At 44.6% G+C, this 15,571-nt stretch carries 13 protein-coding genes; 4 read left to right on the top strand and 9 right to left on the bottom strand.

The window, feature by feature from the left end; all coding sequences use genetic code 11:
• Positions 1-120: 120 nt before the first annotated feature.
• The 4 genes from recN to QHH26_02970 all read right to left on the bottom strand — a co-directional run bounded on the left by recN (position 121) and on the right by QHH26_02970 (position 6,192).
• Positions 121-1,803 (bottom strand): DNA repair protein RecN, encoded by a 1,683-nt coding sequence (gene recN, locus QHH26_02985; GenBank protein ID MDH7480926.1) that lies wholly within the window; start codon positions 1,801-1,803, stop codon positions 121-123.
• 7 nt (positions 1,804-1,810) lie between these two features.
• Positions 1,811-2,677, bottom strand: coding sequence for an NAD(+)/NADH kinase (locus QHH26_02980; protein ID MDH7480925.1), 867 nt, complete (start codon positions 2,675-2,677; stop codon positions 1,811-1,813).
• A 34-nt stretch (positions 2,678-2,711) separates the two neighbouring features.
• A complete protein-coding gene (locus QHH26_02975) occupies positions 2,712-4,160 on the bottom strand; it encodes a tetratricopeptide repeat protein (GenBank protein MDH7480924.1) in 1,449 nt (482 codons plus the stop codon).
• A 109-nt stretch (positions 4,161-4,269) separates the two neighbouring features.
• Positions 4,270-6,192: a glycosyl hydrolase gene (locus QHH26_02970; GenBank protein ID MDH7480923.1), complete on the bottom strand. Its 1,923-nt coding sequence runs from the start codon at positions 6,190-6,192 to the stop codon at positions 4,270-4,272.
• Between the two features lie 169 nt (positions 6,193-6,361).
• Here QHH26_02970 and QHH26_02965 point away from each other — a divergent pair, with 169 nt between their 5' ends.
• From QHH26_02965 to QHH26_02955, 3 genes are read left to right on the top strand one after another with little or no spacing between them, the layout of a single operon-like run.
• Positions 6,362-6,967 (top strand): glycosyltransferase family 9 protein, encoded by a 606-nt coding sequence (locus QHH26_02965; GenBank protein MDH7480922.1) that lies wholly within the window; start codon positions 6,362-6,364, stop codon positions 6,965-6,967.
• The gene (locus QHH26_02960) at positions 6,948-7,457 is read left to right on the top strand and encodes a glycosyltransferase family 9 protein (protein MDH7480921.1); all 510 of its coding nucleotides are present in this window, start codon (positions 6,948-6,950) and stop codon (positions 7,455-7,457) included. Before QHH26_02965 ends, QHH26_02960 begins: the two co-directional genes overlap by 20 nt.
• Positions 7,411-8,559, top strand: a complete 1,149-nt coding sequence (locus QHH26_02955; GenBank protein MDH7480920.1) for a glycosyltransferase family 4 protein — start codon at positions 7,411-7,413, stop codon at positions 8,557-8,559. Before QHH26_02960 ends, QHH26_02955 begins: the two co-directional genes overlap by 47 nt.
• A gap of 71 nt (positions 8,560-8,630) precedes the next feature.
• On the opposite strand, the gene QHH26_02950 is transcribed toward QHH26_02955, so the two are convergent.
• The 3 genes from QHH26_02950 to QHH26_02940 form a co-directional block, all read right to left on the bottom strand.
• Positions 8,631-10,346: a ribulokinase gene (locus QHH26_02950; protein ID MDH7480919.1), complete on the bottom strand. Its 1,716-nt coding sequence runs from the start codon at positions 10,344-10,346 to the stop codon at positions 8,631-8,633.
• A gap of 66 nt (positions 10,347-10,412) precedes the next feature.
• Entirely contained in the window at positions 10,413-11,057 is a 645-nt protein-coding gene (locus QHH26_02945; protein MDH7480918.1) for an L-ribulose-5-phosphate 4-epimerase, read from the bottom strand.
• 90 nt (positions 11,058-11,147) lie between these two features.
• Positions 11,148-12,731, bottom strand: coding sequence for a hypothetical protein (locus QHH26_02940; GenBank protein MDH7480917.1), 1,584 nt, complete (start codon positions 12,729-12,731; stop codon positions 11,148-11,150).
• 87 nt (positions 12,732-12,818) lie between these two features.
• Between QHH26_02940 and QHH26_02935 the strand changes: the two genes are divergently transcribed.
• On the top strand, positions 12,819-13,472 hold the full coding sequence (locus QHH26_02935; protein MDH7480916.1) for a histidine phosphatase family protein: 654 nt from the start codon (positions 12,819-12,821) through the stop codon (positions 13,470-13,472).
• A 111-nt stretch (positions 13,473-13,583) separates the two neighbouring features.
• Here QHH26_02935 and QHH26_02930 read toward each other — a convergent pair whose 3' ends face one another.
• Together QHH26_02930 and QHH26_02925 are read right to left on the bottom strand one after the other, a co-directional pair.
• Positions 13,584-14,573: a Gfo/Idh/MocA family oxidoreductase gene (locus QHH26_02930; GenBank protein MDH7480915.1), complete on the bottom strand. Its 990-nt coding sequence runs from the start codon at positions 14,571-14,573 to the stop codon at positions 13,584-13,586.
• Between the two features lie 4 nt (positions 14,574-14,577).
• Positions 14,578-15,570: a Gfo/Idh/MocA family oxidoreductase gene (locus tag QHH26_02925; protein ID MDH7480914.1), complete on the bottom strand. Its 993-nt coding sequence runs from the start codon at positions 15,568-15,570 to the stop codon at positions 14,578-14,580.
• Between the last annotated feature and the right edge of the window lies 1 nt (position 15,571).

The raw sequence follows: 15,571 nt of genomic DNA, 5'->3' as shown, positions 1-15,571 counted from the left end.
TTGCAAAATCCGAAATTAGAATTGGGACCTAAAAATTGCTCGCTGATTTTATTCTTATCTACGCGAAACAACAGGAATCCTGAAATTTGGCTGCAGAACTAATGACAAGAGAAAATTAGATTATGTGTCAGTGCTTTTCATAGCAAGCATTTCCCGGGCATGCTGAATGGCAGTTGGAGAAGGGCTAGCGCCTCCAAGCATCCGAGAAAGCTCCGCCACTCGTTCCTCATAAGTTAGAGGACGAACTCGTACAACCGTTCGCCCGCCTGAAACTTCCTTTTCTATTCCAAAATGTTTTCCAGCTCGGCAGGCAATCTGTGGCAGATGAGTTATGCATATAACCTGACTTTTACTAGCCAAAGTGTCTAGCTTCTGACCTATGACTTCCGCTGTTCGACCCCCAATACCAACATCAATTTCGTCAAATATTAGCGTTGGGGTTCTATCTGCTGTAGCAGAAACTGATTTTATTGCCAGCATTACTCGTGATATTTCGCCTCCGGATGCAATTTTAACAAGAGGCTTTGGCGGCTCCCCAGTATTGGCGGAAAACAGAAATTCGATTTTATCAATGCCTAAAGAATCAATTTCTTTCCGTTCTTGCGAAACCTGAAAAACAGCATTTGGCATGCCAAGTTCGACAAGTTCGCTAACGATTGCCTTTGTAAATTTTTCTCCGCCTTTCTTATGCAAATCTGAAAGTGCTTTGGCTTTTTGCGTTAATTCCGATTCCAGACGCTCAATCTCGGCAACTAATTCTTTTGACCGCTCCTCACTATTTGCAAGCAATTCGAGTTTGCTTTTTAGTTGCTGGGCATAATCAATAACAGCCTGCTCAGTATCACCATATTTACGTTTAAGCGCCCTAATGAGGTCTATGCGTTCTTGAATAGCTTCCAAACGTGCAGGGTTGAATTCTATTGAGTCCCGATAACTCCTGAGCTCGCGTGCTATATCTTCAACCTGGTACAAAGCATTTTGGAGCGATTCTACGAGCGGCTGCAGATTTGAATCAACCTCCGAAATCCCCTCGAGAGCGGCAACTGCCTCACCAAGTTTATCCAACGCACAGCATTCACTTGACCTATTGCCAATAGCTTCATATGCAAGGGAAGTCATAGAATGAAGGCGCTCTGCATTCGCAAGTCTGATTTTATCTGCTAGCAGTTCCTCTTCCTCCCCAGGCGATAGAGCGGCTTTTTCTATTTCATCTATTTGAAACCTATAGATATCTATATTCCGCGCACGTTCCTGTTCCTCGCTTTTTAATTGGCGAAGTTCGTCTTTAAGTCGCCGAAGAATAGCAAATTTTTCGCCTACTTCCGCCCTTAATGACAGTACTTCGTCGCCACACCAATTGTCTAGTATCTCTATTTGCGATTCTGGCCGTAGAATGCTCTGATGCTCATGCTGTCCGTGAATGTCAACCAGACTATCGGTTATCTCTTTTAGAAGGGCAATAGTTGCCGCTCTTCCGTTGATTCGGCACTGGCTCCTGCCTGACTTATGAATTTCACGGCAAATTATAATTCTACCATCTTCTGCTTCCAAACCGGCTGCTTCAAGAGCCTTTAGTGCCAAAGGAGACCTATCAACTAATAGGACTGCCTCAACGACGGCTTTATCGGCGCCGGTCCTAATAACCTCTGAATCTACACGCTCTCCGAGCACCATATTAATAGCATCAACGATAACCGATTTGCCTGCGCCGGTTTCGCCAGTGAGTATGTTTAAGCCATCACCAAGCTCTAAATCCAGCTTGTCTATTACCGCATAGTCTTCAATATGAAGATGCTCAATCATGATTAGATCACAGGTCGAAACGGTCGCCCCACTTCAACCTAGTTTGTAGTTTATCGTAGAAGGTAGTAGGTGTCACTGAAATCAGCTTTGCTCGCACATGCGCTTCCCCAACAACTACCTCGTCGCCGGGTTCCAGTGGCATACCTACTTGTCCATCTACTGTAACCATAACCACATCCCCTGGGTCGCTTTCAACTTTCACATGGACTGTCTCTTTATTGGAAACAACCAAAGACCTTGCACTCAGCGTGTGTGGACATATTGGGGTTACGATTAAAACGTTCAAGTCTGGTGCTACTATTGGGCCGCCAGCTGAAAGAGAATATGCCGTTGAGCCAGTTGGTGATGCAATAATTATGCCATCTGCAGCATAAGTGGATATATACTTCTCTGAGACGCATGTACCGAGCCTAAGCATTCGGGCAAGTGGACCCTTTGCTACTACAACATCATTTAAGGCAAACCAGTGTTCTATACGCTTTCCATCACGGCGCACATCCGTCCGCAAAACCATCCGCTCGTCAATTGTGTATTCTCCGTTCAGCATGCGCAACACGGCCGCACGAGCATCGCACGGTTCGACATCGGTCAAAAAACCAAACTTGCCCAATCGTATGCCAAGCATAGGTACGCCATGCGGAGTCATTATTCGACTTGCGCGAAGCAATGTTCCATCTCCACCCAAAACCACGGCAAAATCTGTTTTTGCAAGCTCCTCTTCAGCACGTGAAAGGTCCGGTCGTCCCATCGCCAATGCCGCATCATGCTCCGCAATTACAAACACTCGCTGTTTCTCGAGGAGATTTACGATTTCGAGCCCAAGCCGGCGTGCGGTGTCAATCTCTGGGTTTAAAATAATCGCTACAGATATCATGATACACTTCTTGATATAAATACCGGATTTGCAATTATTTACCACTTAAGCGGCTTAAATTAGCTTTTGCGTCGGTATAGTTCGGATCAATTTCTACTGCTTTTTTATAACAAGAGAGAGCCTGGTCACGTAGTTTTTTCTTTTCGTATGCTACGCCCATGTTATTGTAAGCTATCGCAAAATTAGGGTTGGCAGCAATAGCTTTTGTATACCACTCAATTGCCTCATCAAGCTTACCTGTTCGCTCAGCTACAAGCCCAAGGCCATTTAATGCATGAGGATTCGTTGGATCGCTGTTATATGCCTGCCTGTACGCAATACCCGCAAGCCGCAACTGGCCAGCAGCAAAGCGGAGGTTACCCAATGAGACTGCGGCTGTAACGTTCTTTGGTTCTATTCGAAGAACCTCAGACCAGCTGGCAATAGCTTCTGACTTTTTCCCTGTTTCTTGATAAATTACAGCAAGGTTGCTGTGCGCAACTGCATAATTTCGGTTTATTGAAATGGCTTTTTTAAACTGCGTAATTGCATTTTCAAAGTCGCCTTTCTTATAGTAAATCCAGCCTAAATTATTTATAGCTCCTAGATCATTTGGCTGAATTTTCAACGCTTCTTGCCCTTCACGTATTGCCAAATCGTAGTTACCTTGTTTCGCATATAGAACAGCGAGGTTATGATGTGGAACAAACTCCGTAGGCCTAAGCTCTGAGGCTTTTGCGAATTTTGCAGTCGCCTTATCAATCAAGCCTTTATTCAAATATATTTCTCCAAGCGTGACGTATGCTGAATAGTTGGTTGGGTCAAGTTCCAACGACTTTTCCAAAGCTAAAGCCGCCTCATCCTGATTACCTTTCCTATACAACGCCAGCCCAAGATTAAACTGCGCCTGGGCATCTTCTGGAACAAGAGAAGCGGCTTTTTGATACGCATCAACTGCCTTATCCCATTCTGACCTTTGAAAATAAATATATCCTAAATTAGTGTAAATCCGAGCATCATTAGGGATAGCCTGAACAACCTGCAAGTATCTCTTCTCAGCATCGTCGAAGCGTTTTTGTTTCATTAAAAGATTGGCGAGATTATGGAGCGTCTCCGTTCTTGTCGAATCCAGCGAAAGTACGGTTTCGTAAGCCTTAATCGCCTTGTCAACATCACCTTTTGCCAGATAAGCATTACCAAGGTTATTATAAGCCTCAGCCGTGTGTGCTTTTTCTACAGACTTCTCTAGCTCCCGAATTGCATCTTCAGCACGACCCTGCTTCAAGTATAGAAACCCAAGCCAACTCAAAGCGAGCGCATCATCAGGCGAGTCCTTAAGAACTGTTTGCAATTCGGTAATCGCCGATTGAATATCACCTTTTTGGTAATAATCCAAAGCCGCCTGGAAACGGTCTGCCCTTGCAGGCTCAGTTGTCTCTTGTGCAAAAACAACAACCTGCAGACATAAAAACAAAATTGCAAGGATGGGAATAGGTCGTTTCAACTGCCCACCTCCTGTAATTCCAAACTTAAAGTATTAAGGTATTATACCAAACCACCTATATAATAACAATGCAACCAAAACAAGCCGTTAGGCGCCAGTTGCCGGATTACTAGCGGTTCATAGCAAGCACAAGCTCGCTTAGCTGCTGGTCTTTTCCTTCAAATTTTAAGAATATTGGACCACCTACGTATGGAGACAAATCGACAGAGTGCCAGCTTCGATTGCTCTTTCCAGAAAGTGCAATATCCCAGGTTCTTTGGTCACGCGATATGAGCACTTTCCACTCATTAGCATTGTGGGCTCCGACGCAAAGGTCGACAGAAGCAGATCTACAATTCTCTAGGTTAAATTTGTATGTCCACGTCCCACCAAACCTAACGCTTGGAGCACACCCGCTTCCCTGGTCTTCTATAATATACCCACGCTCAACCGTACTATTTGCCAGAAATTCAATTACAGGCCCATTTGATATGCGAACATTCATTCTCGTTGTGGGAATTCGCTTTCCATCAGCAGTGCCACTTATCTCAAGCGTTTCCAAGCCAGTCTTGCAAGTAGAGGGCAAAAGGAAAACTAAAGGAATCAACACAGCTTCACCTGGCCTTATGGGCTCTTTATGTCGGACAATTCTGGTGAACCTACCAATTTGCACCTTAAACGCCACTTTAACAGGTTTTGGCGAATCATTGTGCACAATGATTTTTATTGCAGGCAACCTTTTCTCACTTTTATCAATCCACAACCTAGATGTGCCTTGCGGGACCTGAATGCTGTACCACACATCTTTCCTTACATCTTCCAAGGCTTTCTCTTCATAAATCCGCTTCCGAGCTTCAACTTTGTTTTTGCCAAAGATAAACACTGGCTCTGAGCTTATTTTAATTGAAGTCCTTGTCAAATCGAGATATTCAAGCTTGCCACCTATATGCATTAGCTTCTCCCATTGGTGGGCAGAAGGCAATTTAAACTCATGGGTTTCCCTATCTGGTGACCAAACAGCAAGCATTTCCCTTCCTTGTTTGCAAAACATATGGCATCGCAAATTGTCGTTCGGAATAGAATAAAGATATTCAGCATCTTTCAAAGCGCTAATAACTGTTCTATATGCATTAAACGCTGGCTTACGGCTTCCATCAGGCCTTATTAATCCATAACCTGGGCCTCCCCAATCCTTAACGCAGAACCAGAAATACTTTGTGACATTGACATCGGTGAGCGTGTAAGCGGTAATCATTGCTTGTGCTAATAACCTAGCCTGCACCTCCTCAGTGATGCTTTTGTCGCCTGTAGACCATCCAAGCTCTGTCAACCAAATTTCCTTATGACCATCGCCCCATTTTTGCATCAGCTGGCGGAGATCCCGAAGCTGACTATTAAACCATCTATCATCAAAAATATCGCCCCATTGGTAAGGGTGAACCGCCAATATATCAAAATATTGCCCAACTCCTTGTTCATAAATCTGTTCAATAAAGGGAAGATTGACACCAGCAGTACCGCCTAAAACAATCTTGCAATCAGGGTCGGCCCTCTTTGCTGCAACATAGGCACTTTTCACCAAGTCAGCATACTGCTCGACTGTTCCTTGCCAAAACCCGATATCAGGTTCATTCCATACTTCCCAATATTTGATTCGATTCTTATATCGGCTGACTATGCGTCCAACGAAGTTTGACCAATCGGAGAGGTTTCTTGGAGGATAAGACGGTTCCTTGTTTGGACCAGAAGACGCCCACTCCGGCGTATAGCCAAGAATTACCAAAATATCAGCTTTTAATCTATCGCAAATGTCCCTGATCTCACTATCAGCATTGCTCCATTCAAAAACTCCTGGTGCTTTATTGATAGCACCCCAATCAAGCGCTGAACATCCCGCCCCACATCGCACCCATTTAATTCCAGCATCTTCAATACCATTCCAAGAGCAAATTACGCCAAATGGAGAATTCGAATTTTGAGGCGCATCTGCAATAGCACAGTGTTTCTGCGACAGCATTATAAAAAGGGGAAGCAAAACTACCAATCGGCTCATGACATCAGCCTCCTCAAGGTTGCCCGCAATTCGGTGGAATTATAGCAAACAGATATTTAATAAACAAAGGTAAAAACCTTGTTTTAATTGCGCAAAGCAGTGTCAAAATTAAGATGAAGCATTAGATTTAGGCTTGAAAGCTTTTTATTAAGGAAGTAATATTCTTGCAATGCAAACGCTAAAAAGTCCAAAAATTCTTATATGCAAAATGAGCTCAATCGGCGATGTAGTTATGGCAACACCAGTGGCGCGCGCCATTAAAGAGGCAATGCCTGACGCTCATATTGCGTGGGTTATAGCCAATAAATGCTTAGGTGTGCTAGATGGCAATCCATGGATAGACGAATTACTTGTTTGGGAAAAACCATCTGGGAACAATAACGATATCTTAGGAGAGGCGCGGTTACTTCGCAAAAAAATTCGGCTTTTTCGGGATATCCGGTCACATAGGTTTGACATAGTTATAGATTTGCAGGGCCTATTTCGAAGCGCCTTGTGCGTATTGTCGTCAGGTGCAAAAATTAGAATTGGATTTGCGGATGCACGTGAGGGAAGCCGCTTTGCTTATAATGTCATTTGTTCCTCCAATAATAGAGGCCCACAGCGATATCTTGATGCCCTTCAGCCACTTGGCATAAAGTCAAATAACACGCAAACCTATGTTCCCGTGTCGCCAGATAGTCGGGAATATGCAAATCGCTTGCTTGAAAAACTTGTTAGTGACAGCAAAAAAAACCATTATTGCAATATGTCCAGTGTCGACATGGCCGCATAAAACATGGCCAATACCGCATTGGGCAGAACTTGCAAGACTTATCGCAGACAAAGGCCATATACTAGCACTCGGTGCTCCAACGGATTCCCCGCAAATAGAAAGAATATCCAATGATGCAGGTGTGCCAATATTAAACCTCGCGGGTCAAACAACATTACAGCAGGCAGCAGCAGTCATTGATATGGCAGATATCGTAGTGGGCCTCGATTCGGGTCTTCTCCACATAGCACTTGCACTTGGCAAACAATCTATTGGGATATTTGGACCCACTCGCTGGCGCTATTTGACAACTTTCCAGAACTTTACGCCTATAGTAGCAGACCTGCCCTGCATTCCCTGCTGTAAGAAAAAGCCAAAATGCTATGATTTCAAATGTATGAGCGCGGTACAGCCAAATGAAGTTGCAACAATCGTGAAAGCAATCCTTTTAGGAGAACACAGCGATGAATCATGCAGAACCATCTCTAGCGGCAGAGATAAAACCTCGTAAATTGCGGATTATTCACGTTGACACAGGCAAGTATTGGCGTGGTAGCCAGCATCAAATCATATATACCGCAACCGGTCAAATCAAGCGTGGCCATGATTCACGAATAGTTTGTCCACCTGATGTACCCTTGGCTAAACATGCGAAAAATGAAGGTATTCCAGTCACCGAAGTTAAAATGCGTGGCGAATGGGACTTACTTGCCTTAACCAGCTTGGCTTTTCTTTTCAAGCAGTTCAAACCCGACGTAGTCCATCTTCAAGGTTCGCATGCCCATGTTCTTGGCGGAATTGCAGGGCGAATCGCTAGGGTGCCATTGATTATCCTCTCCAGGCGCATGGACAATCCCATAAATGGAGCGCTTGCCAGATTTAAGTATCACCACTTCTATGATCACATAATATCAGTTTCGGATGGTGTAAAAAATGTTCTCACTGGCATCGGAATTCCACCGGAAAGAATCACCACGATTCACAGCTCAGTCCACGATTCGTTGTGGCAGCATACAGGAGATGCCGATAAAATTCGAAAGGAATTCAAGTTAAAACCTGAAGATAGAATCATTACCATCATAGCCCATATTGAACCCAGAAAGGGCTATGACACCCTCCTTGATGCCTTTCCGCTAATACTTGCGAAAGTTCCAGCGGCTAAGGTTCTGGTAGTTGGCGACGGCATATATCGTCCAACGATAGAAAAACGAATACAGGAAATGAAACTTGTAGACAAAATCATATTAGCTGGTTTTCGCACAGATATAGCGGATATTCTAGCAGCAACAGATGTTCTCGTCTCACCGTCATATCTAGAAGGGTGCTGTAACGCGCTTATCGAAGGAATGGCAGCCGGGAAACCAGTTGTCGGCACTAACTGCGGTGGCACTCCTGAAATAATCGAAGATGGCGTCAACGGTCTTCTCATCCCAGTGAAAGACCCAGATGCGCTTGCTGATGCGGTCGTGCGTCTTTTAACCGACAAAGAGCTAGCCCAGAAGCTTGCAGCCAATGGTAAGCAAACCGTAAAGGAAAAGTTCTCGGTAGACCGTATGGTAGAACAAACGTTAGACGTTTACTATAGAATGCTTAGCAAACGGTATGATGCGTAAAATTATATTCAAATTATTAGCAAAAGTTTCTGAACCGGTTGCCAAATTTCTATTCAATAAAAATAGTATTTTTAGACAACTGACCGTTTTATTTCCAACAATTCCTTCATTACGCTGAATAAGTTTTCTGAATGTTGAGGCGTTCCAAATGAATCATGGAGCTTGCGATAGAGCGAGAAAAGCGCATCGTAAGTCTTCCGGTGCTCAGGATTAGGTTTATAAACAATATCTTTGAGATGGCTCATTTTTGCCTGAGCTTCTTCTACATTTGAAAAATAACCTGCAGCAACCGCTCCAAACATCGCTGAGCCTAATGCACATGTCTGAGACGAACGCGAAACCTTCATTGGCCTGCCAGTCACGTCTGCGTATATCTGCATAAGGAACGGATTACGCTCCGCCAATCCACCGCATGTGATAACGTCAGCTACTTCAATTCCATATTCTTGGAAGCGCTCCATAATTACTTTCCCACCGAATGCTGTTGCTTCGATTAGCGCCATAAATATTTCCTCGGGCTTAGTGCCCAAGGTTAGCCCAACTATCATGCCTGTCAGATTCGGATCTACAAGCACAGTGCGATTTCCATTAAACCAATCAAGCGCCAGAAGCCCAGACTGGCCAGGACGTAGCTTTGAAGCTTGCTTTGTTAGAATATCTAAAGCCGTTTTCTTAGCAGTATCCACCATATTTGCAAGGTCAGGCAAATTAGACGGCAGAAGATTCTCTACTCCCCAGCGAATTTGATCTCGGTACCAAGCAAAAATGTCTCCGACAGCCGACTGGCCTGCCTCTAGCCCAATCATCCCTGGAACTATGCTGCCATCTACCTGGCCACATATGCCTTTTATTTGAGTATTAAGCTCACTAGATGGGACAACCATCATGTCGCACGTGGATGTCCCCATGATTTTTACAAGTGTGCCGGGTTTGATTCCCGCGCCAACTGCGCCCATGTGTGCATCGAACGCTCCAACGGCTACGGCAATTCCCTTTTGTAAACCAAGCTTATCAGCCCATTCTTTGCACAACCCGCCAACTTTCGTATTAGACGTATAGGTATCTCTGTAAAGCTTGTCGACTATCCCATCAAGCTTCGGACTGACGGCCGACCAAAACTCTTGTGGAGGCAAACCACCCCATTCGGCATTCCACATCGCTTTATGCCCAGCAGCACAACGACTGCGGAGAATGCATTTTGGGTTTGTATCTCCAACAATAAGAGCCGGCATCCAATCACAGTGTTCAACAAAGCTGGAAGCCGCTTCATAAACTTCTGGGTCAGTATTAGCTAAATGAAGTATTTTTGAAAAAAACCATTCGGATGAATAAACGCCGCCGGAATATTTTGTGTAGTCTATTGATGATTCTCTCGCCCTTGCTGTGATTATCGAGGCTTCTTCATGACTCGTATGATCTTTCCATAGCCATGCATAGGCATTTGGATTATCCGCAAACTTCTTATTAAAAGAAAGAGGCATTCCATTTGAATCTACCGGTATTGGCGTGCTTCCAGTTGTATCAATGCCAATACCAATAATTTTCTTGGCACTAAAACCACTAACACGTTCAGCTTCCCTTATCGCCCCGCGGACCGATGCTTCTAACCCTTCAACATATTCCTGGGGATCCTGCCGAGCGAAGTTCGAATCACGCTCGTCGAGGATAATGCCATCTACACCTCGCGTGTAATTGTGAACATATGTCCCTACTTCTTTGCCAGTTTCCACATCTGCTATTAATGCTCGAACCGAATTTGTGCCGAAATCAATTCCCAGGGCGTACATGGATACCTCCTACCTTTTATAAACGGAGAATGCCTATGCTAGCCGTGTATTCCTCCGTCGCTTAAATTAACACTGACCATATTTTTCAATATACTGCCTATGCGCTCGTTCTATTTCAATGGCTGGAAGCTCTTCTGGTTCTCCAATGAGAAGCGCAAGGTGAACAGTTTTAGCAACGTCTTCAACCATAACCGCTGCCTTGAATGCCTCTTGAACAGTGCGGCCAAGTGTGAATACCCCATGGTTTTTCATAAGAATTGCCGGCGATGCTCCGACTTTAGCTACAATCTCTCGACCGATTTCATCACCGCCAACTGGGGCATAATCCGAACACGGTATAGGTCCACCGAACTCGTCGGCTATGGCGGTCAGACAGCAAGGAATTTGCCTTCCAAGAGCTGCGAATGCAGTAGCGTAATTCGAATGGGTATGAATTATGCTGCCCACCTTAGGCATGTGGCGGTATACATAAAGATGGGTGATTGTATCAACCGAAGGTTTGAGTTTGCCTTCGACAACATTACCTTCCTGGTCAACTACAATCATATCTTCCGGTGCAAGATCCTCAAAAGCTACACCACTAGGCTTGATTACAACCAACCCAGATTCAAAGTCTCTTCCGCTTACGTTGCCGCTGGTCATTGTTACCAGTCCATAAGCAGGTAAAAGTTTGTTATACTTGCATACAAGAAACTTTAACTCTTCAAGCATTTTGGGCTTCAAACATAGATTTTTAAGAGAAAGCTTTTACTGTCATGCTTTGGCTTCTTATCTAGCAAACCATGATAGAAAAACAATTCATCAACTGTCAAGAATCACCGCGAGCTTTCCATTTTGAGAAGGCACTTTTGTGCAGAGATACTTGCTTTCTTCCACAGCTTCGATTTTGAAACTTAGGTGTTTGCCATTCCAATTTGCTTGTTGAGCGCGTGTGTTTCTAGGCAAAAGGAGCCTAATAATTAATTCCTCTCCCCTTCCTGAGCACTCCACTTCGATATATCTGCTATTTGCTTTGTAGTTATAGGAAAACCAGCTTTCTGAGGCTGGATAAGCAGCGGTTATATTTGCAGACTGAACGTCTGCCGCGGTCCATCTTGGCGAGAGACGTACAATCTTAAAGCATGTTGAACAATCCTCAATACCCGCCAATCCTTCTAGCATTGCAGATACAAAAGCCGCTGCACACCAACCAGGAGGACCACCGCCATATGGCCTTCCATCTGGCCAGAACATGAAGCGCACTTCTCCATCTTTCTTAACTATTGCATGGTAACGGCGGAGGATATCCACAGCATATTTCTCGCGCCCATGGTTGAAAGCAGCCTTCGCAAGCTCGCCACCTACAGCGCCAAAAAGCCCGCCGTTCACATACTCGCCAGGTACATACCAACCGAACCTTGGCTCATATGGTGGGTCAATTGTAAACCATTCCGCAATGTGAGTGTCTTTTCGTAGCTCCCAGCGCTCCGGATAGGCATCTATGATTGAAACAGCCATTTCATGCGTAGGCATTCCTCGGTTTATGTCATAAGGATTGCTTAAGCTTAGGCGAAAACGTTCGTTGTGCAATCTTTCCAGGTCCTTGTCCAGATGCACTTGATGAATGTAAAACCTATCACCCCACAAGAGCTGGTTTGCTCGTTCTCGAACGCCTTCGCCAAATTCCATCCATTTTTGGGCTTCTTTGCTTTTATTCATTGACTGGAGCATTTCGGCAAGCATTACACAAGCACTGTATAAGCCGCTATTGTCCCCATGAAAAAGGCAAAACGGCACTGTCTCATCCATCCGCCGAATTTCGCAATTAGTCTTGAAATGGTCATCGGGATCATAAAAATGAATGAAATCCCATGTGTCCGGTGTAAATGGCCGCTTAACCAACCCATGTTCAACTGACCAGCGCCACCTATTTGAGGTTAAATGGTTAAGACCTCGAAGAAGCAAAGGTAATTGCTTTTCGACCCACTGCAGGTCGCCGGTTGCTTTCCAAGTTTGATATACGCCCTCTACGGCGAGATACTCTAAATCTGCTTCTACAGGAACTCTTATAAAGACACGATTTTCCGTTGGGTCTTCGAGAACAAAGTCAGGGTGAACGAATTTTTTGTGTTGGTCGCCAATTGGTACAAAGAAGTCAGGAAATTGTCCATCTGGAAGCTGGTGATTGAAGAAAAACTCAAGTCCACTCTTTAAGTCCCCGAAAAAATACTTGTAGGCTTTCATCTCATGGATATGGTCTCTTAGCCACTCAGGGCCAATAGCTACAAGCCGACCATCCAAGTTTCGATAGTGATAATCGCTCATTGCACATGCGGCGACCCACCGCCAAAGATCATCTAATCCTTTATCTGAAGTTTGCCAAACTGTTCTTTTCTTCTCATTCATAGCAATATCTCATTTCAACTTAATGCGACACCTATTCCTTCTTCCTCTATCTTGACATAAAAATTGGCAACGTGTTACTTTTTTGGCGTGGGGCGAATTTATCTTGTCAGGCATGGAGAAGTAGAGTTTAATCGCGCAAACGCATATATTGGCTCAACTGACTTGCCTTTAAATGAAATAGGAAGACAGCAAGCGCATTTATTAGCTGATTATCTTGCAAATAAGAATATATCTTCTGTATATTCTAGCAATCTATCGCGGGCTGTTGAAACCGCACAGGTTCTTGCGAAACGACTAGGAGTACCCATCAACCTCATCCCTGAACTAAGAGAGCTAAATTATGGCGAATGGGAAGGCGTTCCCGAGTCAGAGGTCGAAAGCCGTTTTAGCAATCTATACCACATGTATCTGGAAAATCCTTTGAAGGTAAGAATTCCAGGTGGCGAAAAGGTTCAAGATCTGATTGACCGCGCATGGCCCGCCTTTTTGCAAGTAGCCGAGAAATGTATTCATTCGAATGCCCTTATTGTCGCCCACAAATGCATCAACAGGGTACTAATTTGCCTTATTCTCGGAATTGACCCGAACAATTATCGCCTAATTGGCCAGGGTAATGCCGCTGTAAACGTAATCGAAGTGCGGCAAGATGGAAGAATCATTATTGAAAAAGTAAACGACACTTGCCACGTGAAATCCAACTTTCCTCCAAAAGAAAGTTTAGAACCAACTTTAAATAGCTAACATCTTTCTCAAAATCCCAAATTAATGCATTGCGGGGGTTTCAGAGTGCAAATAATTATTTCTGAAACCCCCCACTTCTCCGGACAAATATTTGGGTGCTTTTTTCCAATCTTATTCTAATGGAAGAGCAACGGGTGTTCCGCTTCTTGCCGATTCATACGCACCTAATGCAACTTCAACTGCCTTCATCCCGTCTTCGCCAGTAACACTTACTGGAAGATCGTTTTCAACAGAAGTAACAAAGTCATTTATGAGGTTGTAGTCTATATCGCTGCCCCAGAAATGCCAATATGTTCGCATATCTTTGTCAAAATAATGCGTCAAAACTTGTGCAAACATATCCATTGAGATAACTCCCTGAGTACCAGTTATCTCTAATGTCACGTTCCCCCAGAATGGGAAGCTCTTTGGACGCGACCAACTGGAATCAAGTGTCGTGAAAACACCATTGTCAAATGTTACCGTTAATATACCAACATCATCGTAGCTTTCGTGATGCATTAGATTGCTGATTTCTGCGTATACCTCAACCGGATCGCTTCTCATAATCCAACGCATTAGGTCCATTACGTGAACTGTGTGGTCAATCACAGCTCCGCCGCCGGATTTCTCCAGTTCGATGAACCACCCACCTGGCATCTTTCCTTGATTTGTGCCCTTTATGGCAAGAATCTCGCCAATCTGCCCGCCATCAACTGCTTCCTTCACACGAACCATGGCAGGACTGAATCGACATGGAAAAGCAGTCATTAGCTTGACATCTTTAGCTCGGCAGCCCTCAATCATTGCGCGACAATCTGCTAGATTGGGCGCAAGTGGTTTCTCGCATAATACATGCTTGCCTGCCTCAGCAGCCATCAAAGTAAGATCCTTATGTAACGAATTTTCTGGCGTTACAACGACAGCCTGAATATCTTGCTCTAAAAGTGCTTCATACGATGAAAAGTAATTAGTTTCAAACTTTTCCGCCATTTCTTTGCCTCGTGCTGAATCATGGTCAGCGACGCCAACAAGAATGGCGTTTGGGTTGCGGTTAATTGCACTCGCATAGCTCAAAGAGTGCATATGAGCAAAACTCATAATTCCAATTTTGACTGCCATTGTCTTAACCTCCTATGGTAACCGGCATACCAGTCTTGATGGACTCCAAAGCCGCAAGCGAAATTTCGACTGCCTTCATGCCATCTACTGGAGTGATGCTAGGCTTTGTGCCGTTTTCGATGCAATCAATAAAGTGCTGAAGTTCAAGGAAATATGGATTTTGTGTTGTCGGACTTTCCGGTATTGCGACCCCACCGCCATGTTTTGCTTCATGCTTGCGAGCAATTGTTATAGGTGCTGTCGTTTTATTGTTGAATTCAAGCAAGCCGGAATCCCCTGCAATCTCAACCTTTACGCCAAATCCTGATGGATTTGCCCATGTCCCCTCAACATGAGCAATTACGCCACTTTTGAAACGAATAGTTACCAACGCATAGTCTATAAATTCCAGACCACGATTTACCAAACCTTTAGCAAACACCCTCTCGGCTTCACCAAACGTCCACCGGAGCCAGTCGAAGTCATGTATTATCAAATCAAGTACTAGACCACCGCTCCATTCGAAATTTGCATACCATTCATTCCATCCATGGGGGAAGCCACCGCCGCGCGTGGTTCGAACAACCGCTGGGTTTCCAACTGCTCCTGCATCCACCTGCATCTTAGCAGCTGCAAACTCAGGAAAAAAGCGAAGCACATGCGCCGGCATAAAAGTAACACCCGCTTTTTCGGCCGCTTCTATCATTTCATGGCAGTCTTTAAGCGAGCGACCCATCGGCTTTTCTGTTACAACATGCTTTCCCGCTTCTACGGCTTTTAAGACATATTCTTTATGCCATGGGGTGGGAACGCATACATCTACAACATCAGCATCTACGCTTGCCAGCATTTCATCAAAATCGGTGAACGCTTCTGTGTCATGCGCTGTTGCAAGCTCATTCGCTGCTTCTTCACGGATGTCCATAATGCCAACTAATTCAGCATTGTTCATTCCTGCGTAAGCCGCGCTGTGCACCTTTCCCATGTGCCCAGCACCAACAAGGACAACTCTTTGCATA

This window comes from Armatimonadota bacterium (genome assembly GCA_029907255.1).
Classification (GTDB): Bacteria; Armatimonadota; UBA5829; order DTJY01; family DTJY01; genus JAIMAU01.
Note: the sequence above shows the minus strand (reverse complement) of the source record. Positions and strands in the feature narration are given on the sequence as shown.

Excerpts from the sequence above, each read along its gene's own strand:
- recN (MDH7480926.1), bottom strand. The coding sequence starts at position 1,803 with ATGATTGAGCATCTTCATATTGAAGACTATGCGGTAATAGACAAGCTG.
- QHH26_02980 (MDH7480925.1), bottom strand. The coding sequence starts at position 2,677 with ATGATATCTGTAGCGATTATTTTAAACCCAGAGATTGACACCGCACGC.
- QHH26_02970 (MDH7480923.1), bottom strand. The coding sequence starts at position 6,192 with ATGAGCCGATTGGTAGTTTTGCTTCCCCTTTTTATAATGCTGTCGCAG.
- QHH26_02965 (MDH7480922.1), top strand. The coding sequence starts at position 6,362 with ATGCAAACGCTAAAAAGTCCAAAAATTCTTATATGCAAAATGAGCTCA.
- QHH26_02955 (MDH7480920.1), top strand. The coding sequence starts at position 7,411 with ATGAATCATGCAGAACCATCTCTAGCGGCAGAGATAAAACCTCGTAAA.
- QHH26_02950 (MDH7480919.1), bottom strand. The coding sequence starts at position 10,346 with ATGTACGCCCTGGGAATTGATTTCGGCACAAATTCGGTTCGAGCATTA.
- QHH26_02945 (MDH7480918.1), bottom strand. The coding sequence starts at position 11,057 with ATGCTTGAAGAGTTAAAGTTTCTTGTATGCAAGTATAACAAACTTTTA.
- QHH26_02940 (MDH7480917.1), bottom strand. The coding sequence starts at position 12,731 with ATGAATGAGAAGAAAAGAACAGTTTGGCAAACTTCAGATAAAGGATTA.
- QHH26_02930 (MDH7480915.1), bottom strand. The coding sequence starts at position 14,573 with ATGGCAGTCAAAATTGGAATTATGAGTTTTGCTCATATGCACTCTTTG.
- QHH26_02925 (MDH7480914.1), bottom strand. The coding sequence starts at position 15,570 with ATGCAAAGAGTTGTCCTTGTTGGTGCTGGGCACATGGGAAAGGTGCAC.